Annotated in this window: 11 protein-coding genes; 2 read left to right on the forward strand and 9 right to left on the reverse strand. The window is 63.0% G+C overall.

What is annotated here, in order from left to right; translation table 11 throughout:
* Positions 1-98: 98 nt before the first annotated feature.
* Together treS and glgB are read left to right on the forward strand one after the other, a co-directional pair.
* Positions 99-3,440, forward strand: coding sequence for a maltose alpha-D-glucosyltransferase (gene treS, locus F8N66_RS04295; RefSeq protein ID WP_150768986.1), 3,342 nt, complete (start codon positions 99-101; stop codon positions 3,438-3,440).
* A gap of 2 nt (positions 3,441-3,442) precedes the next feature.
* Positions 3,443-5,677 carry a 1,4-alpha-glucan branching protein GlgB gene (gene glgB / locus F8N66_RS04300; protein WP_150768987.1) on the forward strand — a complete coding sequence of 745 codons (2,235 nt, stop codon included), beginning with the start codon at positions 3,443-3,445 and terminating at the stop codon, positions 5,675-5,677.
* 123 nt (positions 5,678-5,800) lie between these two features.
* Here the strand turns inward: glgB and F8N66_RS04305 are convergent, their stop codons facing one another.
* The 9 genes from F8N66_RS04305 to treZ form a co-directional block, all read right to left on the reverse strand.
* Positions 5,801-6,868 (reverse strand): autotransporter outer membrane beta-barrel domain-containing protein, encoded by a 1,068-nt coding sequence (locus F8N66_RS04305; RefSeq protein ID WP_150768988.1) that lies wholly within the window; start codon positions 6,866-6,868, stop codon positions 5,801-5,803.
* A 314-nt stretch (positions 6,869-7,182) separates the two neighbouring features.
* The gene (locus tag F8N66_RS04310; RefSeq protein ID WP_150768989.1) at positions 7,183-9,738 is read right to left on the reverse strand and encodes an autotransporter outer membrane beta-barrel domain-containing protein; all 2,556 of its coding nucleotides are present in this window, start codon (positions 9,736-9,738) and stop codon (positions 7,183-7,185) included.
* Between the two features lie 283 nt (positions 9,739-10,021).
* Complete coding sequence (locus tag F8N66_RS04315; protein WP_150768990.1) at positions 10,022-10,822, reverse strand: endonuclease/exonuclease/phosphatase family protein; 801 nt, start codon at positions 10,820-10,822, stop codon at positions 10,022-10,024.
* Positions 10,823-10,949: 127 nt separating this feature from the next.
* A complete protein-coding gene (locus tag F8N66_RS04320; protein WP_150769224.1) occupies positions 10,950-11,708 on the reverse strand; it encodes a PIG-L deacetylase family protein in 759 nt (252 codons plus the stop codon).
* Positions 11,709-11,853: 145 nt separating this feature from the next.
* Positions 11,854-14,010, reverse strand: a complete 2,157-nt coding sequence (gene glgX / locus F8N66_RS04325) for a glycogen debranching protein GlgX (protein ID WP_150768991.1) — start codon at positions 14,008-14,010, stop codon at positions 11,854-11,856.
* A 192-nt stretch (positions 14,011-14,202) separates the two neighbouring features.
* Positions 14,203-14,529: a DUF2934 domain-containing protein gene (locus F8N66_RS04330; RefSeq protein ID WP_150768992.1), complete on the reverse strand. Its 327-nt coding sequence runs from the start codon at positions 14,527-14,529 to the stop codon at positions 14,203-14,205.
* A 20-nt stretch (positions 14,530-14,549) separates the two neighbouring features.
* Positions 14,550-17,324: a malto-oligosyltrehalose synthase gene (locus tag F8N66_RS04335; RefSeq protein ID WP_150768993.1), complete on the reverse strand. Its 2,775-nt coding sequence runs from the start codon at positions 17,322-17,324 to the stop codon at positions 14,550-14,552.
* Positions 17,321-19,399, reverse strand: coding sequence for a 4-alpha-glucanotransferase (gene malQ / locus F8N66_RS04340; protein ID WP_150768994.1), 2,079 nt, complete (start codon positions 19,397-19,399; stop codon positions 17,321-17,323). Before malQ ends, F8N66_RS04335 begins: the two co-directional genes overlap by 4 nt.
* Positions 19,396-21,192: a malto-oligosyltrehalose trehalohydrolase gene (treZ, locus tag F8N66_RS04345; protein ID WP_150768995.1), complete on the reverse strand. Its 1,797-nt coding sequence runs from the start codon at positions 21,190-21,192 to the stop codon at positions 19,396-19,398. Before treZ ends, malQ begins: the two co-directional genes overlap by 4 nt.
* Position 21,193 lies beyond the last annotated feature (1 nt).

Here is a 21,193-nt window from a genome sequence, read left to right on the forward strand (position 1 = left end):
TGTCAGCCACCATCAATGTCGAATGACGCACCGCTTTCGCGAGCAAGCCCGCTCCCACAGGGGGGCGACAGCATTTTCGGATTCAACAGGAGTTTCAAATGGCGAAGAAACCCAAGGCAGCCACATTCATCAAGGACCCACTCTGGTACAAGGATGCGGTCATTTATCAAGTTCACGTCAAATCCTATTTCGACTCCAATAACGACGGAATCGGCGACTTTCCCGGCCTGATCGCCAAACTCGATTACATCGCCGATCTGGGCGTCAACACCATCTGGCTCTTGCCGTTCTACCCCTCGCCACGCCGCGACGATGGCTACGACATCGCCGAGTACCGGGGCGTGCACAGCGACTACGGCACCATGGCCGACGCCAAGCGGTTCATCGCCGAGGCGCACAAGCGCGGTTTGCGGGTGATCACCGAGCTGGTCATCAACCACACCTCCGACCAGCACGCCTGGTTCCAGCGCGCGCGCAAGGCCAAGAAAGGCTCGGCGGCGCGGGATTTCTACGTGTGGTCCGATGACGATCAAAAGTACGACGGCACCCGCATCATTTTCCTCGACACCGAAAAGTCCAACTGGACCTGGGACCCGGTGGCCGGCCAATACTTCTGGCACCGCTTCTATTCGCACCAGCCGGACCTGAATTTCGATAACCCGCAAGTCATGAAGGCCGTGCTGTCGGTGATGCGCTACTGGCTCGACATGGGCATCGACGGCTTGCGCCTGGACGCGATTCCGTACCTGATCGAGCGCGACGGCACCAACAACGAAAACCTGCCGGAGACCCACGACGTCCTCAAGCAGATCCGCGCCGAGATCGACGCCAATTACCCCGACCGCATGTTGCTGGCCGAAGCCAATCAATGGCCGGAAGACACGCAGCTGTATTTCGGCGATACCGACAAAAAAGGCCTCAACGGCGACGAGTGCCACATGGCGTTCCACTTCCCGCTGATGCCGCGCATGTACATGGCGCTGGCCCAGGAGGACCGCTTTCCGATTACCGACATTCTGCGCCAGACCCCGGAGATTCCGGCCAACTGCCAGTGGGCGATCTTTCTGCGCAACCATGATGAGCTGACCCTGGAAATGGTCACCGACAAGGAGCGCGACTACCTGTGGAATTACTACGCCGCCGACCGTCGGGCGCGGATCAACCTGGGCATTCGCCGGCGCCTGGCGCCGTTGATGGAGCGCGACCGGCGTCGGGTGGAGCTGCTCAACAGCCTGCTGCTGTCGATGCCCGGCACGCCGACCCTGTATTACGGCGATGAGATCGGCATGGGCGACAACATCTACCTGGGCGACCGCGACGGCGTGCGTACGCCGATGCAATGGTCCATCGACCGCAACGGCGGTTTCTCCCGCGCCGACCCGGCCAGTCTGGTCCTGCCGCCGATCATGGACCCGCAATACGGTTACCTGTCGGTCAACGTCGAGACTCAGTCCGGCGACCCGCACTCGCTGCTCAACTGGACACGGCGCATGCTCGCGGTGCGCAAGCAATCCAAGGCCTTTGGCCGTGGCACCCTGAAAATGCTCTCGCCGAGCAACCGCAGGATTCTGGCCTACACCCGTGAATTCACCGGGACCGACGGCAAGCACGAAATCATTCTGTGCGTGGCCAATGTCTCGCGCAGTGCCCAGGCGGCGGAGCTGGACCTGTCGGCCTACGTCGGCATGGTGCCGGTGGAGATGCTGGGCGGTAACGCCTTTCCGCCCATCGGCCAGTTGAATTTCCTCCTGACGCTGGCGCCCTACGGGTTTTACTGGTTTGTGCTGGCGGCGGAAAACCAGATGCCGAGCTGGCACGTGGAGCCGGCGCAGAGCCTGCCGGACTTCACCACCCTGGTGCTGAAAAAACGCATGGAAGAACTGCTCGAAGCGCCCACCCGCGACACCCTGGAGCAGGACATCTTGCCGAACTGGCTGCAAAACCGCCGCTGGTTCGCCGGCAAGGACGCGGCCATCGACCGGGTCAACCTGGCCTACGGTGTGCGCTTCGGCGATGCGCAGCACCCGGTGTTGTTGAGCGAAATCGAAGTGACCAGCGCCGGCCAGGTCAGCCGTTACCAACTGCCGTTTGGCTTCATCGCCGAAGATCAGGTTGGTACGGCGCTGCCGCAGCAGCTTGCGCTTTCCAGGGTGCGCCGTGGCCCGCAGGTGGGTTTGATCACCGATGCCTTCAGCCTGGAAAACTTCATTCGCACGGTGTTGCAGCGCATCCAGGACAGTGCGGTATTGCCGTCCGACGGGGGCGAGATCCGCTTCGAACCGACCGCCGAGCTGGCCAAGCTGGGCCTTGGCGCCGAGTCGGAGGTGCGTTATCTGTCGGCCGAGCAATCCAACAGTTCGGTGGTGGTCGGCAACAGCCTGGTGCTGAAGCTGATCCGCAAGGTCGCTTCGGGTGTGCACCCGGAACTGGAAATGAGCGCGTACCTGACCCAGGCCGGTTTCCGTAATATTTCGCCACTGCTGGGTTCGGTGGTCCGTCGCGATGCCCAGGGCGAAGACAACCTGCTGATGATCGCCCAAGGCTACCTGAGCAATCAGGGCGATGCCTGGGAGTGGACGCAGAACAACCTCGAACGGGCGTTGCGCGACGAGTTGGCGGACGCCATGTCCGAGCAGGAGCAGCATTACAACGCCCTCGGCGAATTGCAGGATTTTGCCGCGATGCTCGGCCAGCGCCTGGGTGAAATGCATCAGGTGCTGGCGGCACCGAGCGACAACCCGGACTTTGCCCCGCAACCCACCACGCCAAAGGATGCGCTGGCAACGGCCAAGGATGTTTCGGGGCAAATCGAACACGCACTGAAACTGCTCAAGCAGCATCAAAATGAACTGAACCCGGCGGACAAAAACCTGGTCAGCCAGTTACTGGACAACAAAAAAGCCATCCTCAGCCACGTGCAGGCCTTGGCCCGGCAGACGGCCGGTGGCTTGCGCATTCGGGTTCACGGCGACTTGCATCTGGGCCAGGTGCTGGTGATCAAGGGCGACGCCTATCTGATCGACTTCGAAGGCGAGCCGGCCCGCCCATTGCATGAACGGCGGGGCAAGCACAGCCCGTACAAAGATGTCAGCGGCGTGCTGCGCTCGTTTGACTATGCGGCGGCCATGACCATCAACGTACAGAATGTCGACCACACCGAGGCCGCGCGAGCCGCTCGCCGTCGGGTCGCCGATCGTTATTTAAATGAAGCAAAACATGCATTTGTGGTCGCTTATCGGCAATCGGCAGCTACGCTTGGCCATGCATGGCAAGATCCAGAGGGCGAGGACGCCGCATTGGCGTTGTTCGGCCTGGAGAAGGCAGCGTATGAAGTGGCCTATGAGGCAGAGAATCGCCCCACCTGGCTGTCCGTGCCGTTGCACGGCCTTTACGGGTTATTGAGTGGGCTCAAACCCTTTTCCGATCTTGGTGGAGAGTAGTCATGAGTTTCTCGAACAAGGAACAGGGTCATCATCACAAAGAAGCGCTGTTGCCCAGGGCGCGGGATATCGATGCACTGGTGCGCGCCGAGCATCACGACCCTTTCGCCATTCTCGGTCCCCACGGCGACGGTGCCGGCGGGCAATTCATCCGGGCTTACCTGCCGGACGCTCTGAGCGTGCAGGTGGTGGCCAAGGCGTCCGGGGAGGAGTTGGGCAACCTTGAAGCGACCCAGACCCCCGGGCTGTTCGTCGGCCATTTCGAACGGGCGCAACCCTATGTGCTGCGCACCCGTTGGGCCGGCGGCGAACTGACCGCGGAAGACCCCTACAGCTTTGGTCCGCTGCTGGGCGAGATGGATTTGTACCTGTTTGCCGAAGGCAATCACCGCGACCTGAGCAGTTGCCTCGGTGCGCAGTTGATGACCGTGGACGGGGTCGAAGGCGTGCGCTTCGCCGTATGGGCGCCGAACGCCAGGCGCGTGTCGGTGGTGGGGGATTTCAACGGCTGGGACGGTCGTCGTCATCCCATGCGCCTGCGTCACCCGACCGGAGTCTGGGAAATATTTATCCCGCGCCTGCAAGCGGGGGAGACCTATAAATACGAGATTCTCGGCCAGCAGGGGATTCTCCCGCTCAAGGCCGACCCCATGGCGCTGGCCACCAGCCTGCCGCCTGACACCGCTTCAAAGGTGGCCTCGCCGCTGAAAATCGACTGGCAGGATCAGGACTGGATGCAGTCCCGGGGCGAGCGGCATCGTCCCACGGCCCCGTTGTCGATTTACGAATTGCACGCCGGGTCCTGGCAATGCGAGCTGGACGACCTGGGCGAAGTGGCCCGCCAGTACACCTGGCCCGAATTGGCCGAGCGGCTGATTCCGTATGTGAAGGAGCTGGGGTTCACCCACATCGAACTGATGCCGATCATGGAGCATCCCTTTGGCGGTTCGTGGGGTTACCAGTTGCTGTCGCAGTTCGCCACCAGTGCCCGCTACGGCAGCGGTGATGAGTTCGCGGCATTCGTCAACGACTGCCACCAGGCCGGGATCGGCGTGATCCTGGACTGGGTGCCGGCGCATTTCCCCACCGACACCCACGGGCTGGCCCAGTTCGATGGCACCGCGCTGTACGAGTATGGCAACCCCCAGGAAGGCTTCCATCAGGACTGGGACACGCTGATCTACAACCTGGGGCGCACCGAGGTGCACGGCTACATGCTGGCCTCGGCGCTGCACTGGCTCAAGCACTTCCACGTCGACGGCCTGCGGGTCGATGCGGTGGCGTCGATGCTGTACCGCGATTATTCGCGCAAGGCCGGTGAGTGGGTGCCGAACCGTCACGGCGGCCGGGAAAACCTCGAAGCCATCGACTTCCTGCGTCATCTCAATGACGTGGTCGCCCTCGAAGCGCCGGGCGCGCTGGTGATTGCCGAGGAATCCACGGCCTGGCCGGGCGTCAGCCAAAGCACGCAACAGGGCGGCCTGGGCTTCGCCTATAAATGGAACATGGGCTGGATGCACGATTCGCTGCATTACATCCAGCAGGACCCGGTCTACCGCGCCCATCATCACAACGAGCTGAGCTTTGGCCTGGTGTACGCCTGGTCCGAGCGCTTCATCCTGCCGATCTCCCATGACGAAGTGGTGCACGGCAAGCATTCGCTGATCGACAAGATGCCCGGCGACCGCTGGCAGAAATTCGCCAACCTGCGCGCCTACCTGAGCTTCATGTGGGCGCATCCGGGCAAGAAACTGTTGTTCATGGGCTGCGAGTTCGGCCAGTGGCGCGAGTGGAATCACGATCAGCAACTGGACTGGTACCTGTTGCAGTACTCGGAACACAAGGGTGTGCAAAAGCTGGTCGGCGACCTCAACCGGCTGTACCGCGACGAGCCGGCGCTGCACGAGCAGGACGATGTGCCACAGGGCTTCCAGTGGCTGATCGGCGACGATGCGATCAACAGCGTCTACGCCTGGCTGCGCTGGAGCAAGGAAGGCAAGCCAGTGCTGGTGGTGGCCAACTTCACCCCGGTGCCGCGTGAGGCGTATCGGATTGGCGTGCCGTTCGCCGGGCGCTGGACCGAACTGTTCAACAGCGATTCGGCGACCTATGCCGGTTCCAACTATGGCAACAGCGGCGGGACCTCAACCGAGGAAGCGCCGAGCCACGGGCAGGCGTTGTCGCTGGTGCTGAACCTGCCGCCGCTGGCGGTGTTGATGCTCAGCCCGCAAGGCTGATCCGAAACCGCGTCGCTTCCTTCGCGAGCAAGCCCGCTCCCACAGGGATCACACTGTACCTGTGGGAGCGGGCTTGCTCGCGAATAGGCCGGAACAGGCACTACATCTCTCGCGGTCGGACCCTCACCACCGCATCCGCACACCCAAACTGCCAATCAACCCGTTGAGGTCATTGTCATCCACGTCGCTGCTGTAGTCGGCGCTGACATACAGGCTCAAGGCTGGCGTCACCTTGGCGACCAGGCCCAAACCCAGTTCGACCGTCGATGAGTTGCGACTGCTGCTGATCTTGTCGACCTGATCGAGCGTGACGGTGTTGCCCGTGTACACCGTGTGCCACAAGTTGGTTCGCACATAGGGTTCGATGGGCAGGCCGTTGATGTCGTAGCTGCCTTTCAATTTCGCACCGACCCGTCCGCTCCACGACGTCAGGTCGCTGGAGGAGGCGTTGCCCGAGCCCGCATAGGGTGTATCCAGGGTGATCCGTTGATTGATCAATTGCGCCTGGGGTTCCACTACCCAGTTTTCGCTGATGCCAATCGGAAAACCCCCTTCGACCGACAGCGTGACCGCGCTGCCTTCGGTGATTTGCCGGGCACCCTGTTCGTTACGGCTGAAACCGTTGACGCGGCCACCGCTGGCCGACAGGTCGACGTGCCAGCCCTGTGGGCCGGTCAGGCTGTAGTAGGCGCCGAGGCTTTGGCCTTGCAGGTTGAGGGTGTCGGTGTGGGGGTCGGACATGCCGCGGTTGATCAGCACGCCATTGTTGTTGCCCTGGAACTGGCTGGTGCCGCCGATCAGGCCGACCCGCTGGGTATGGCCGCTGTTGCTTTGCAGGGTGAGGATCGCCGGGCCTTTGAGTTCGCCGGAACCGGGGTTGGAAAAGCCCTGGCTCAGGGCGTCGGTTTGCGCCTGGCGTGAGGCTTGGCCATAGACCTGGTCCCAGGCGTAGGGTGTCGCGTCTTCGGTGGTGAAGTGGCTACTTCGCAGATCAGGGGCAGGGCTGAAACGACCAGGGTAGGCAATGGCGCTGGCGGACAGGCTAAGCACCGGAACGTCCTGGCGATACCAGGGCGTTGTTTCTTCTTCGGCCGGTGAAGCCTGCACTTCCATGGAGGAGCACAGCAGGAGTGAACTCGAGACAGTGCAAAAGGTGACTTTGATCTCTTGTTGGGTGAGTGAAGTTTTCATGGGGGGCTACCTTGCGAACGCGTACCGTACTTGCCTTGGCGTCTCTCCTACCCCGAATGAGGGGCGACCGAATGTAGGGGGGCAAGCCGGCGGCCGCCCGATTGCGCGGGTGTCTTGGGGGCTTGCCCCTGATAGTTACTGCCGGGGGTAGTAACGTGAAGTCAAGAGGACCGTCGCCCCTGCGTCAAGAAAATGGCCGATAAGTGGTAGGGTTATTTTGGAGCTTGTAAGTGACTGATTTACGACACCTCTCTAAGTTCTTGTTTATTGGAAAAATCGTCAAAAAAGTCACGGGCTAGAGCCTTTGCTCGGTATCACCAGCTGATTCTGATGCCTAGGTTGCCGGCCGTTCCACGCTGCTGATTGCTGTCGATATTACTGCTGTAATCGGCACTGGCATACACACTGACCCCAGGGGCGAGCGTCAGGTTGGCGCCGAGGCCGAGATCGGCCCACGCGCTCTTTTGTTCAGTGTCGATATCGGTGCTCCCGGCAAAGGTGACGGTGTCGGTGCCCGAAAAAGTCTGCCAGAGGTTAGCCCGCAGCCAGGGTTCCAGCGGCAGGCCGGCGAGGGCGTAGCGGCCCTTGACTCGCGCACCGAGACGCCCGGTCCAGGCCGGGTCGGAATCGAACGACACCCGGGAAATGCCGTCGTCCTGGCTGTCGAGCCTGACCTGCTGGTGAATGACTTGCGCCTGGGGTTCGATTACCCAGTTGCCCGCCAGCGCCAACGGATAACCGGCCTCCGCCGACAGGGTCAGGGCGTGACCGTGGTTATCGATTTTGAGGCCGCGATCGGAATGGCTGTCACCGTCGAGCCAGGTGTACATCGCCACCGTATCGACGTACCCGCCCCTGGGGTCGGTCAGGGTCCAGTAGGCGCCAAGACTGTCGCCTTCCAGTTCGACCTTGCCGGCGCGCTTGCCTTGGAAGCCTTGGTTGAAACCGTCGACATCGCCTTTCAAGCGGCTGTGGCCGACGAAGAAGCCGCTGCGCTGGGTGTGCCCGCCAGCGGTTTGCGAGGCGTAAAGATCGTTGCCCACCTGGAAGCCTTTGAGCGAGCCGTCGAGCCGTGGCGTGACGGTGCCGGACCAGGTCTGGTCGAAGTCCTTGCCATAGACCCGGCCCCAGCCTGCGCCGAAGGCACCGGTTTCGCTCAACAGACGCTGGTCACCCTGGCGATCATGGAAGGTGCCGAGGGCGGTCAGGGCCAGTTGTGCAGCGGCGGGGGTCAAGACGGACCAGACCGGCACTTCCTGACGGTACAACGTAATCGGCGCGGCACCGGGCTCGGGCGTGGGCAGTGGCGGGCTGCCGGCAGCCGCTACCGGCGTCGCCACCAGCGGTACCAGTTGCACCACGGGCGGCAGCGCCGGGTCGGGGTTGGCCACGGTCACCGCCACCAGGGGCGGTGCCACGACGGCCGAACGCAAGTACCAGCTGTTTTCGCTGCCCGGGGTGACGCCGCCCTTGTACAGCGCGTATTGAAAGGCGCCGGCCTCCACCGGGGCCTTGAGCGCAAACGCGCCGTTGTCGCTGACGGCCGCGCCTCTGGCCTCGACCACCTGGATGCCGTTTTGCAAGGTTTCGGCGCCAGTGCCATTGAGGTTGCTGACACTGATCGCGGTGGTGCCGGTCAAGGTTCCGTCAATCACCACCAGTTTGTCGCTGGGCGAACTGTCATCACCGAGCACGCTTTGCACACTCAATTGGCCGCCGCTGCCAGCGTAATTGCCCTGCACGGTCAGCGTGTCGCTGGTGCGGGTGTTGCCGCTGGCGAGGTCGATGATCCCGGCATTGTTCAACGTGGCTCGCTGGCCGGCGGTGAAGGGCGTGATGCTGCCTTGTGTGGATGTCAGGATGCTGCTGCCATCGATATTGAACACGCCGGTGCCGCTGGCGCTGTCGCCCAGTATGAAATTATCGGCCAGATCGAGCCGCGAGCCCTTGTTCAGATTGACCGTTTCCCAATTGAGGTAACGGCCGGCCCCGGCGGTGGTGGTCTGATCGAAGGTCAGTACATCGTTGCCCGCGCCCCCGTTGAGGCTCGGGGTCTGGGCCAGGATGCTCTCATTGAGATTGCGCAGGGTGGCATTGTCATCGCCACCTTCCATCAGGATGGCGGAGTGCAGGATGCCACCGCCGTCCCAGACAAAGGTGTCGTTGCCGACGCTGGTACGAATCTCGCCGACGACCTCGCCACCGGTCACGGTGACGCTGTCGTCGCCCCCGCTGACACTGATGAAGCCGCCAATCTTGCCGCCGGACACAATGATGGTGTCAGTGCCGAAGCCGGTTACCACGTTGCCATCGACCTCGCCGCCGGAGATGTCGAACAGGTTGTTATCGAGTTTCATATCGACCCGACCGATCCGGCCTCCAGTCATCCGGGCGGTATCGCCGTCCTCGAAAGCACCGATGATTCTGCCACCGGTCATCAGGAAAAAGTCGCGGCTGTCACCCTGGGCCAGCGACTGAATGCTGCCGCCACGCAGGGTGAAATTGTCGACGCCGTTTCCTTGCAGGACCGCCCCGGTGATCTGCCCGGCGCTGATAGTGAGCGTATCGGACCCATCCCCTTGATCGAGCGTGCCGGCAATGCTGCCGGAGTCCATGTTGACGGTATCGCTGCCGGCGCCGAATCGGACGTTGCCATTGATCGAGCCAGTACCACCGGCGGGAAAGGTCAGGGTGTTGTTGCCCGCAAGATCAGTCAGCGGTCCGTTGCTGGCGCTGTCACAGGTGAAGTTATCGTTGCCGGCCGTGGGGGTAAGGGTGCAGGCAGCTTGCACAGGTTGCGGCCAGCCGGCGCATAACCAGATCGAAACGGCGCAGGCGCTGTACTTGGGAAAATCGCAGGCAAACTTCATGCTCGTCTCCGCGTGTGGGTCGGCGACTGAGTGGCCACGTGTCAAAAATGGCAAGGCTTCAGTCGCCCTCGGCAGCGCAGGTTGCGAGACAGCAGCGGGACAGCAGATACCCGGAAACGAAAACTTCAGCAACGACGGCCACTATGAGTCGCACGTCCATGCATTCGGCTGCAGGGACGAGTGCAACGTATCAGCAGTTTTAGGCTGTCGCTACTGTCAAAAGTAACAGGTTAAACGTTTAAGCTTTCAGTGGTGAAGGCCTTTTGCCGGGTCGGCAAGCGGCTCAGAGGTGGACTTCAACGGCCAGCGGCAAATGATCCGACAGGTGCGTCCAGGGCTTGGTCCCGAGAATTTTCGGTTCATGGCTGGTGGCGTTGCGCAGGTAAACACGGTCCAGGCGCAACAGCGGAAATCGCGCCGGATAAGTCTTGGCGGGACGGCCGTGATGGCGTTCGAAGGCTTCGTGCAGGTAGTCGCGGCGGGCGAGGGCGGCGTTGCCTTGCAACTGCCAGTCGTTGAAGTCGCCGGCAATGATTACCGGTGCCGTGTCGGGCAGGGATTCGAGCAGCTGGCAGAGCAACTGCAATTGAAGTTGGCGGTGGCTTTCCAGCAGGCTCAGATGAACGCAGATCGCATGGACCTCGGCGTGGCCCGGGACGTCCAGGACGCAATGCAGCAAGCCGCGACGTTCCGGGCCGGTGATGGACACGTCGAGGTTGCGGTATTCGCGAATCGGGTACTTGGACAGCAGCGCGTTGCCGTGATGACCATCGGGGTAGACCGCATTGCGGCCGTAGGCGAAATCGCTCCACATGCTGTCCGCGAGGAATTCATATTGCGAGGTCGTTGGCCAATCGTTGTAGCGCGAAGAGTGGCGATCGTGTTCGCCTACCACTTCCTGCAGAAACACCAGGTCCGCCGACGTACTGCGCACCGCTTCACGCAGCTCCGGCAGGATGAACCGTCGGTTGAGGGCGGTGAATCCCTTGTGGGTATTGACGGTCAGCACACGCAGTCGATGGATGGCCGGGGGTGTGGCCAACGGCACTGATTCGACCTTCTGCGGCTTGGAAGTACTGGTCACTTTCACTCCTCTGAATCAAGGCTGACTTATGTATGCGACTGATGTCGGAGCGGGCAGTTCCGTCTGGAGTATCCCGCCCCCTGTAGGAGCGAGCCTGTTCGTTCCCACAATTGAAGGTGGGTGGGGTTCAGACGAAAACGATTTCATAGGGTAGCCGCATCCGCTCCAGCAGCACCCGTGGCAACAGCGGGGCCAGACCGATGGCCGGTTCGCCGTCCAGCTGGCTGGCATAGGCATGGGTCGCATGGCTTTTGCGTGCGACTGTCCAGGTGTCCAGGCGCAGCTTGCGGGCGCGATGCCAGGGGATGAGGCCGCGATCGCGGGTCGGCCAGTGCCAGGCCCGTACCGGCATTTCGTTGAAGACAGCGCCGGCGATGGTCGCGGCGTTGGCGCTGGCACGGCCCACGGCATCATGGTCGCTGTTGCCGTCTTCGGACCAGGTGCTGAACACCACGTCGCCGGGCCGCAGGTAGCGGGTGATGAACTGCGTCAGTTCCAGCTGATGCTCGGCCAGGGCATTGTCGGTGAAACCGCCGCGAATCCACTTCAGGCTGTGCATCGGCAACCCCAGCCGACGCAAGGCTTCGACGCTTTCCTGGGCGCGAAACACGCTGAGGCGTTTTTCCGACCATTGCTGCGAGCCCGGATGGCTGGCGCTGCCATCCGTTATCGAGATCAATTGCAAGGGGTGCCCCAGGGCGCTGAGCAATTGCAGCAGGCCGCCGCACATCAGCACTTCATCGCCCGGATGCGGGGCAATGACCACGGCGCGGGCGCCGGCTGGAACCAGGGATTGAGTGCCGATGACCGGGATATTGTCCAGCTGTGGAGCGTTGTTCCAGATTTGTGCCAGCGGGCTGTTGTCGAGCAGGGAGACCGGTTTCATGGCAACGTCCTTGTTCTCGTTGATAGCAATGCGCGGCGTTCCGAACCCTGGAATCGCCGCGTGCAGAGTATTGCTCATCTAACGCTATTCGTCGCCCCGATGTTCCGAACGGTGAGTTTATTCACCGGGCCACACCCGTCACCGTTCAGTCCTCCTCCTCGTGCTGCAGTTCGAACAGCAGCAGCGAGCGGCCGGTGACCGAGTATTCGCGGCCGAATTCGAAGCGCTCCTGGCCACGGATCGACGGTTGATTGGTGTCGATCATGCAGGTCCAGAAACCGCCATCCGGCACTTGCGGCAACAGGAAGTTGACGATGTCGTGGTGGGCGTTGACCACCAGCAGCAGCGTGGCGTCGGCGCCTTTGCGGCGGATGCCGGTTTCCTGGGCGCGCCCGTCAAGGAGCATGCCCAGGCAGCGGTTGTGCGCATCGTGCCAATGCTCGGTGGTCATCTCGCTGCCGTCCGCCGCCAGCCAGGTGACGTCCTTGACGCCGATGTCCTCGTTGTAATTGCCCACCAGGAAACGCCCGCGACGCAGGATCGGGTAGGCCAGGCGCAGTTTGATCAGGCGCTTGACGAACTTGAGCAGGGCCTTGCCGTCTTCGCTGAGGTCCCAGTTGACCCAGCCGATCTCGCTGTCCTGGCAATAGGCATTGTTGTTGCCGTCCTGGGTGCGGGCGAATTCGTCGCCGGCCACCAGCATCGGTGTGCCTTGGGCCAATAGCAACGTGGCGAAGAAGTTGCGCATCTGCCGGTGGCGCAGGGCGTTGATCTCGGGATCGTCTGTAGGGCCTTCGACGCCGTGGTTCCACGACAGGTTGTTGTTGCTGCCGTCCTGGTTGTTCTCGTCGTTGGCTTCGTTGTGCTTGTCGTTGTATGACACCAGGTCGTTGAGGGTAAAGCCGTCATGGGCGGTGATGAAGTTCACCGAAGCATAGGGACGCCGACCGCGCTGATTGAACATCTCGCCGGAGGCGGTCATGCGGCTGGCGAAATCGGCGATTTGCCCGTCGTCGCCTTTCCAGAAGGCGCGCACGGTGTCGCGGAACTTGTCGTTCCATTCCACCCAGCCGGGCGGGAAGTTGCCGACCTGGTAGCCGCCGGGACCGCAGTCCCAGGGTTCGGCAATCAGTTTCACCTGACGCAGTACCGGGTCCTGGCGACAGGCGACGAGGAAACTGTGACGCTCGTCGAAACCATCGTGGTAACGCCCCAGAATGGTCGCCAGGTCAAAGCGGAAGCCGTCCACGTGCATTTCCGAGGCCCAGTAGCGCAGGGAGTCGGTGACCATCTGCAGCACGCACGGGTGGCTCAGGTCCAGGGTGTTGCCGGTGCCGGAATCGTTGATGTAGAAGCGTTTGTCGTCGGGCATCAAGCGGTAGTACGAGGCGTTGTCGATGCCGCGCATGGACAGGGTCGGGCCTTGTTCGTTGCCCTCGGCGGTGTGGTTGTAGACCACGTCAAGAATCACTTCCAGATTGGCTTCGTGCAGGTGCGCGACCATCTCCTTGAACTCGGCGATCTTGCCGCTGGCCAGGTAGCGCGGGTCGGGGGCGAAAAACGCGATGCTGTTGTAGCCCCAGTAATTGGTCATGCCCTTGTGCAGCAGGTGCTGGTCGTTGACGAAGGCATGGATCGGCAGCAATTCCACGGTGGAGACGCCGAGCTTGCGGATGTGCTCCAGCACGTCATCGACCATCAACCCGGCGAACGTGCCGCGCACGTTCTCGGGGACGGCGGGGTGACGCATGCTGATGCCGCGTACGTGGGTCTCGTAAATGATGGTTTTGTCCCACGGCACACTGACCCGATGGTCGTGGCCCCAGGTGTGCGCCGGGTCGATGACCTTGCATTTGGGCACAAAGGGCGCGCTGTCGCGCTCATCGAAACTGAGGTCGGCGTCTGGGTGGCCGATGGTGTAGCCGAACAACGCCTCCGACCATTTCAGCTTGCCCACCAGTTGTTTGGCGTAGGGGTCGATCAGCAGTTTGTTGTGATTGAAGCGGTGGCCGTTGGCCGGGTCGTACGGGCCGTACACGCGGTAGCCGTAGATGAGTCCCGGGTGCGCATCGGGCAGGTAGCCGTGGTAGATCTCGTCGGTGTATTCAGGCAATTCGATGCGTTCGATTTCCACTTCACCGGCATCGTCGAAAATGCACAGTTCGACGCGGGTGGCGTTGGCGGAAAACAAGGCGAAATTGACCCCCAGGCCGTCCCAGGTGGCACCCAATGGAAAGGGCAGGCCCTCACGGATACGCGACGGTTCTTGAGGTGTCGGCGTGTCTTTCTTTGGACGGGTCATAGGTGCTCCTGCAAATGGGATAACTGTGGGAGCGAGCCTGCTCGCGAAGGCGGGGTGTCAGTCGACATAGATGTTGAAGCTGATGGCCCCTTCGCGAGCAAGCCCGCTCCCACAGGGAGTTTCTCTGGGCGAGCGAGCCCGTGGTGGCGAGCAAGCCCGCCACGCAGTGATTCAGGTCAATCGTGTAAAGCGTCAGACCGCAGGTGGTTTGCGCGCCGCGCGAGGCTTTTTCTCTGCGGGCTTCTCGCCCGGTGGAATCACTTTGGAAGCGGCGGCGGGCTTTGCCTTGGCTTTGGCTTTTGGCTCGCCAGCCTTGCCGTTCAGCGCTTTACTGACGACCGGTTTGCTGGCTGCGGTCTTGCTGCCCGCCGCTTTCGGTGCCTTTTTCGGCGCCAGCGCTTCGGCATCGGCCAGCTTGCGGGCCATCTCCCAGTGCCGTGCTTCCTGGCCTTCGGGTTTTCCTTCGGACTCCCAGATCTGATAGGCAAACTCGCGGATGCGTTTATCGTCGATACTCATCGCAATGCTCCTGAATCAACTCAAGTGTCGGTAGTTTGGATAAAGAGATTGACCGGGAAGTCCCCCAGCGCGGCGCTGATAAACAGCTCCTTGTGTTTTGTGACTGCGGTGCTCGAAAAAAGTCCCTTCAGATTTTCCTCGGCGGCCGTAAACGGCAACCGGACCCGCGTATCGCCCCACTGCGGCGCGCCCACCTGCGGCACGGCACTGTTTTCCAGCAGCGATGCACAGCGAATCGGCACGATCACGATCGCCCGTTTACCCCCGTGCTCGCGAACAAACCCCAGTACCCGATGCGCCTGGCTGCCGAGCACTTCCAGAGGCTGGTAGGTCCCCCGTCGAAACAGCTCAGTGTGTTCGACACGCCGGTTCAGGGCCCCGGCAACCAAGGCTTGCTTGATACGTCCGTCACGCCAGTTCGCCAGCAGGTCGGCCCCCTCCGTTGTTGGCTGCAAGGCCTGTTGGCGGCGGGTGTAATCTACCGGCCGACGGTTGTCCGGATCGACTAGCGTGAAGTCCCAGAAATCATTGCCCTGATAGAGATCCGGCACCCCTGGCACCGTCATGCGCAGCAAGGTTTGCGCCAATCCGTTGAGTGCGCCGGGGGCGGCGATGGCGTGCGCGGCTTTGCCCAGGGCCGAGCGCAGCAGCTCGCCGTCGGGCGTCAGCAGCAGGCGCTGGAGAAAGGCTTCGCTCGCTTGTTCATAGGCATCGTTGGCCGCACTCCAGCTGCTTTGCAGCTTGGCTTCGCGCAGGGCTTTGCGTTGCCACTGCCAGACGCGCTCGAAGTAATCCTCAAAAGCGGCCTGATCATCAGGGCCCAGGTCCAGCGGCCAGCTGCCGAGCAATGCCTGATAGAGGATCAACTCGTCGCCAGCAGACGGCGTCTGCTCGTCATGGCGCAGCGGACGGGCGAGGGCGCGCCACAGACCGATCTGGTCGGCATACCAGGCGCTGCGTTCGCTCAACACGGCAAGGCGCGCGCGGGTGTCTTCGCCGCGTTTGTGATCGTGGGTGGCGGTGGCCAGCAGGTTGTCGGGGAACTCGGCCAGGCGCTGGGCGCACGCGGCATGGAAGTCGGCCACCGGCGCGCTGAATTGCTCGGTGCTGAAACCCACGTCATTGCGCGACAGCAGCACCGCCGAACGATAGAACGCGGTGTCTTCCACGGCCTTGGCCGCTGCCGGCGAAGTCAGCTGCTGGAACCGCACGCAGGCATGCTTGAGCCGCTTGCGCGCGCGTCCCGCCGGGCGCTGGCGCCAGGGCTCGCCGCCCAGCCAGCCGGCCAGGCAATCGAGCACCGGCCAGTCGGCTTCGCCGAGGGTTTGCCGGGCGCCGTCCATGGCCTGGCGAAAAAACACCTCATCCTGGGCTGAACGCCCCAGGGGGCTGATGTAGGTGCGGTACACCGGGAAATGCACGATCAGCTCCTGCAACGCCCGGCGGATCGCGCCGAGGGTCAGGTCGCGGGTCATCAGGTCATCCCGGGCCACTTGCAGCAGGGCCTGGGCGACGCTTTCGAAATCCCCGGCGAGGGAACCGTTGAGGATCTGCTGGCGGGCCAACTGTGCTTCCTGGCGGAAGTCGGCCGGGCGTTCGCTGTGCCGCTGCCAGAGTTCGCCCAGGGTCTGTTCGCCCTGGGGATCGTGCTGCAACAGCGACACCTGGTTCATGAATTCGTAGCCGGTGGTGCCGTCCACCGACCAGTCGCGGTGCAGGGTTTCACCTTCGCCGAGGATCTTCTCGACATAGATCGGCAAGTGCCGGCCCGGCGCCAGGCGGTCGATGCGCCGCCGCAGCTTGCGGCAGTAACCCCGAGGGTCGGCGAGGCCGTCGATGTGGTCGATGCGCAGGCCGTCGACCAGGCCTTCGGCGACCAGCTGGAAGATTTTCGCATGGGTCGCCTCAAACACCGCGGGACGTTCAACCCGCAGCCCGCCCAGTTCGTTGACATCGAAAAAACGCCGCCAGTTGATATCGTCCGCGGCGGTGCGCCAACTGGCCAGCCGATAGCTCTGGCGCTCCAGCAGATTGTGCAACCGCTGGAAACCATCCGGGGTAAAGGTGTCGTAACGTTTCAGGTTGTTTTCGATGGCCTTGGCCAGGGCCGGTTCGCGGGCCAATGCGTGCAATTCATCTTTAAGCGGTCTGGCCAGACGGTGGGCATCGCTCTGATAACTCAAGGTGCTGAAGCGCTCCGCCAATGATTTGAGCGGCTCGGCATCCGACTTGAGCAGTTCGCCGTAATGGCTGGGGCAGATGGGGAAGCGATGATCGTAGTGCTCGACAAAAAACGCACCCTGGCGCGCATCGAAGCGCAGGGACAGGGTGCCGTCCTGCAGCGCGATGCCGTAGTCGCTGCCGAGGAACGGCAACAACAACTGGCCTTCCATCAACGGATCGGGCGAATGCCACTGGATATCGAAGAACTCGCCGTAAGGGCTCAGCCGGCCCCATTCCAGCAAGTCCAGCCACCAGGGATTGTCGTTGCCGCCGACGGCCATGTGATTGGACACGATGTCGAGGATCAGCCCCATGTGCTGGCCGCGCAATGCGCTGACCAGTCGCCGCAAGGCGGGTTCACCGCCCAGCTCCGGGTTGACCGTGGTCGGGTCCACCACGTCGTAGCCATGCATCGAGCCGGCGCGGGCGCTCAGCAGCGGCGAGGCATAGACATGGCTGATGCCCAGGCGGGCGAAGTACGGCACCAGCGGCACTGCATCGTCGAGGGTGAAGCCTTTATGAAATTGCAGGCGCAGGGTGGCGCGCAGGGTTGGCGCTGGCTGTTGAGTCATTGATCACGCTCGGCCGCCTGGAGCCGCGCGCAGGCGAGCAACTCCAGGCGCCGGGCGGCGTCCGGGTTGTCGAGCAGGGCTTCGCTGTCGCCGGGCAGCCGTCGCGACCAGTTGGGGTGCGTGTCGATGGTGCCGGGCAGGTTGGCCTGCTGTTCGATGCCCAGGGCATCTTCCAGCGGCAGCAACACCAGCGGCGCGCGGGTATGGCCGAGGAAACGCACGCTGGCATCGAGGATCTGATCGGTTTCATGGGACTCTTCGCGAAAATTCTGCGGGTCCTGGCTCAAGGTGCGACGCAACCCTTCGCGCTCCCGCTCGCGATGGTGGCGCCACTCGATTTCAGTGTTGGCATCGATCAGGCCCAGGCGGGCATTCCAGTCGATGTCGCGGCCATGCCACCAGCCGTTGAGGGTCGGCAAGTCGTGGGTGCTGGTGGTCGCCAGGGCGTTGTCCGGCCAGTCGAGAATTGGCTTGAAGTGGGTGTTGTCCTGTTCAAACAGCAACACCCGCATGCCGAGCATCGAGCGGGCGATGAGTTTTTCCCGCAGGCCGTCCGGCACGGTGCCCAGGTCTTCGCCCAGCACGATGGCCTGATGGCGATGGGATTCGAGGGTCAGCAGGCGCAGCAGGTCGTCGACCGGGTAGTAGAGATAAGCGCCATCGGCAGGCGGTGCGCCGTTGGGGATTACCCACAGGCGTTGCAGGCCCATGACGTGATCGATGCGCAGGCCCCCGGCGTGGGCGAAATTGGCGCGCAGCATTTCGATGAAGGCCCGAAAGCCGTTGCGCACCAGGCCTTCGGGGGAGAACGCGGAAATCCCCCAGCCCTGTCCGCTGCGATTAAGAATATCCGGTGGTGCGCCGACCGTGAGCGAGGCCAGCAATTCATCCTGGCGGCTCCAGGCCTGGCTGCCGCCGCCATCGGCACCGACGGCCAGGTCGGCGATCAGGCCAATGCCCATGCCGCTGCTGCGGGCGGCAGCTTGCGCGCGTTCCAGGCAGCGGGTGATCAGCCACTGGCAGAAAGCAAAGAAGCCGATGCGCCCGGCATTTTCTTCGGCAAATTCAGCGAGGGCGGCGCTGCGCGGGTTGCGCCATTGCTCGGGCCATTGCCGCCAGTCGAGGTTTTCTCCCTGGGCGGCCCGGGCCTCCTGCAGGGCTTCGAAACGGCAGTGGTTTTCCAGGGCTTCGCCGCCGGCATGGCGGAAGCTGCTGAAGTCGGCATGCAACGGATGCTCACCCTGCACGAAGCCTTCGTAGAGCGCTTGCAACAACCGATGCTTGGCGTCGGCGGCGGTGGGCCAGTCGATCAGCGGCCGTTCTTCAAGCTGCTGGAGTTCGGCGGCCAGGCCGGTGGCATCGATGGCCGCGCGCAGCGCACGCTCGCCGAGGATCGCCCCCGGCGCGCAATACAGGCTGTTAAGGAACAAGCGACTGGAGGGCGAGTAGGGGCTGTAACGCTGGGTGTCACTGGCGAACATGGCGTGCAGCGGGCTGATCGCCAGCGCTTCGGCGCCTCGCTCACCCGCGACCCGGGCCAGATCCTCCAGGGCCTGGGTGTCGCCGAAACCGCCATCGCCGGCACGGCGCAAGGCATACAGCTGCACGCTCAGGCCCCAGGCACGCGGCGTCGGGTTTTCGACCGCATCCCCCACGCTGTAGCAGCGCTCGGGCGCCACGGCCAGGGTGAAGCTCTGGCCATCGATGCTGACGTGCTGGTAACCGACCGGAATCAGCCCCGGCAATGTCGCCTCGGCGTCCAGCTTGAGGTGGAGTCGTGCACCGTCTTCGAGGTGAATCTCGCACGGCGTCAGCGGCTCGAAGTAGTGCGCCAGGTTGAGGCCGACACCGACGTCGGCGGTGATCAGGGGCGGCAGGTGGCGGGTCTGTTGCACCTGCAGCAATTCGAGCAGGCTGGCGTCGATTTCCTGGGCGCTGCCAGCCGGGTGACCGAGGCCGGTCAGGACATTGCGCAAGACAGCGGGGGCGACTTTTTGCGGGCGGCCGTTGGCGTCGATCCAGTCGACGGCCAGGCCGGCACGGCTCGCCAGTATTTCAAGCTGCGCATCACTCATAGACGCTCTCCATCCGGGGGTAGCAAAGGGGCCGCGGCCTTGAGGGTGACGATCGCGCAATACGGGGCAAGCGTGCCCCGGTCCAGCAGGTCGGCAGATTGCGCGGGGTGCTCGAACAGCACAATCGCGTCGGCCTGTGGGGTGTGGACCACCGGTGTGTCGCCGAGGTTCAGGTCAATGCGCAGCAGGCTGCCATCGCCGAGCAGCCAGCGCGCCGATACCGCGCCGTCGGCCAGCACTTCGGCATTCAATGCCTGGGCGCCGGGCAAGCGCGGGATGATGTGCCGATGGCGAATCTGCAACAGGTGCCGGTACAGGTCGTGGGTGCTCGATGATTCGCTCGCGGTCAGCCGGGGCCGTGACGCCTCGAACGTCCGGGGCGCATTCGGGTCGGGAATCTGTTCACGTTTATTGGGGTCGGCGAAGGCGCTGAACGCGGCAAACTCGTTGCGCCGGCCCTCGCGCACCAGGCGCGCCAGCTCACCGTGGTGGCTGGTGAAAAACAGGAACGGCTGCTCGGCGCCACACTCGTCCCCCATGAACATCAGCGGAATCATCGGTGACAGCAGCAACAGCGCGGTGGCGGCTGTCAAGGCGTCGGGAGGCGCCAGTTGGTTCAGGCGTTCGCCAAAGGCGCGGTTGCCGATCTGGTCGTGGTTTTGCAAAAACAGGACGAACGCGCTGGGCGGCAGATGTCCGCTGGATTCGCCGCGTGGCTGGCCATGGCGGTTGAGGTGGCCTTGAAACACGAAGCCCTGGTTCAGGCAGCGGGCCAGTTGTTCGGTGGGGTTGTGCGCAAAGTCGGCGTAATAGGCATCGGTTTCGCCGGTCAACAGCACGTGCAGGGCGTTATGGCCGTCGTCATTCCATTGCGCGTCATAGCCTTGCTCCAGCAGGCTGGCCTGGTTGTGTTCGTTTTCCAGCATCAGCCACACGTGCCGCGCCGGATCGGTCTGCTGGCGAATCCTTTGCGCCATGTCCTGGAGAAAATCCGGGCTTTCGATGGCATGCACGGCATCCAAGCGCAAGCCGTCGAAGCGGTACTCCAGCAACCACATCAAGGCATTGTCGATGAAAAAATCGCGCACCTCGCGCCGGCGGAAATCGATCGCCGCTCCCCAGGGTGTGTGTTTGTCTTCGTTGAAGAAACCCTTGGCGTACCGATGCAGGTAATTGCCATCGGGGCCGAAGTGGTTGTAGACCACGTCGAGGATCACCGCCAGGCCATGGCCGTGGGCGGTGTCGATCAGGTGCTTGAGCTGTTCGGGTGAACCATAGGACGCCTGGGGCGCGTAGTGCAGCACCCCGTCGTAGCCCCAATTGCGTTCACCGGGGAACTGCGCGATGGGCATCAGTTCGATGGCGGTAATGCCCAGCTCGACCAGGCGTGTCAGATGCTGCTCGACGGCCTGGAAACCGCCGAGCGCACCGACGTGCAGCTCGTAAATGACCGCCTGGTTCCACGGTCGCCCCAGCCAGTGGCTGTGTTGCCACGGGTAGGCGTGGGGGTCGACCACCACGCTGGGCTGGTCGATGCCTCCGGCCTGGGCACGGGAGGCCGGGTCGGGCACCTCCAGCTCTCCGTCGATGTTGAATCGGTAGAGCGTGCCCGCCGGGCAGCGGGTGTTGATCACGAACCAGCCGTCAGCCTGAGGCAACAACGGCAAGGACTGTCCATTTTCCAGTTCGACACTGACGTAGAACGCATCTGGCGCCCACAACGCAAATTGCGTGTGTTCCGCGTCCAGCATGATTGCGCCGTGGGGCCAGGTCTCAAGGGTCCGTAACGGCATC

It is taken from the genome of Pseudomonas fluorescens (assembly GCF_902498195.1).
GTDB classification, from domain to species: Bacteria; Pseudomonadota; Gammaproteobacteria; order Pseudomonadales; family Pseudomonadaceae; genus Aquipseudomonas; species Aquipseudomonas fluorescens_BU.

Excerpts from the sequence above, each read along its gene's own strand:
- treS (WP_150768986.1), top strand. The coding sequence starts at position 99 with ATGGCGAAGAAACCCAAGGCAGCCACATTCATCAAGGACCCACTCTGG.
- glgB (WP_150768987.1), top strand. The coding sequence starts at position 3,443 with ATGAGTTTCTCGAACAAGGAACAGGGTCATCATCACAAAGAAGCGCTG.
- F8N66_RS04305 (WP_150768988.1), bottom strand. The coding sequence starts at position 6,868 with ATGAAAACTTCACTCACCCAACAAGAGATCAAAGTCACCTTTTGCACT.
- F8N66_RS04310 (WP_150768989.1), bottom strand. The coding sequence starts at position 9,738 with ATGAAGTTTGCCTGCGATTTTCCCAAGTACAGCGCCTGCGCCGTTTCG.
- F8N66_RS04320 (WP_150769224.1), bottom strand. The coding sequence starts at position 11,708 with ATGAAACCGGTCTCCCTGCTCGACAACAGCCCGCTGGCACAAATCTGG.
- glgX (WP_150768991.1), bottom strand. The coding sequence starts at position 14,010 with ATGACCCGTCCAAAGAAAGACACGCCGACACCTCAAGAACCGTCGCGT.
- F8N66_RS04330 (WP_150768992.1), bottom strand. The coding sequence starts at position 14,529 with ATGAGTATCGACGATAAACGCATCCGCGAGTTTGCCTATCAGATCTGG.
- F8N66_RS04335 (WP_150768993.1), bottom strand. The coding sequence starts at position 17,324 with ATGACTCAACAGCCAGCGCCAACCCTGCGCGCCACCCTGCGCCTGCAA.
- malQ (WP_150768994.1), bottom strand. The coding sequence starts at position 19,399 with ATGAGTGATGCGCAGCTTGAAATACTGGCGAGCCGTGCCGGCCTGGCC.
- treZ (WP_150768995.1), bottom strand. The coding sequence starts at position 21,192 with ATGCCGTTACGGACCCTTGAGACCTGGCCCCACGGCGCAATCATGCTG.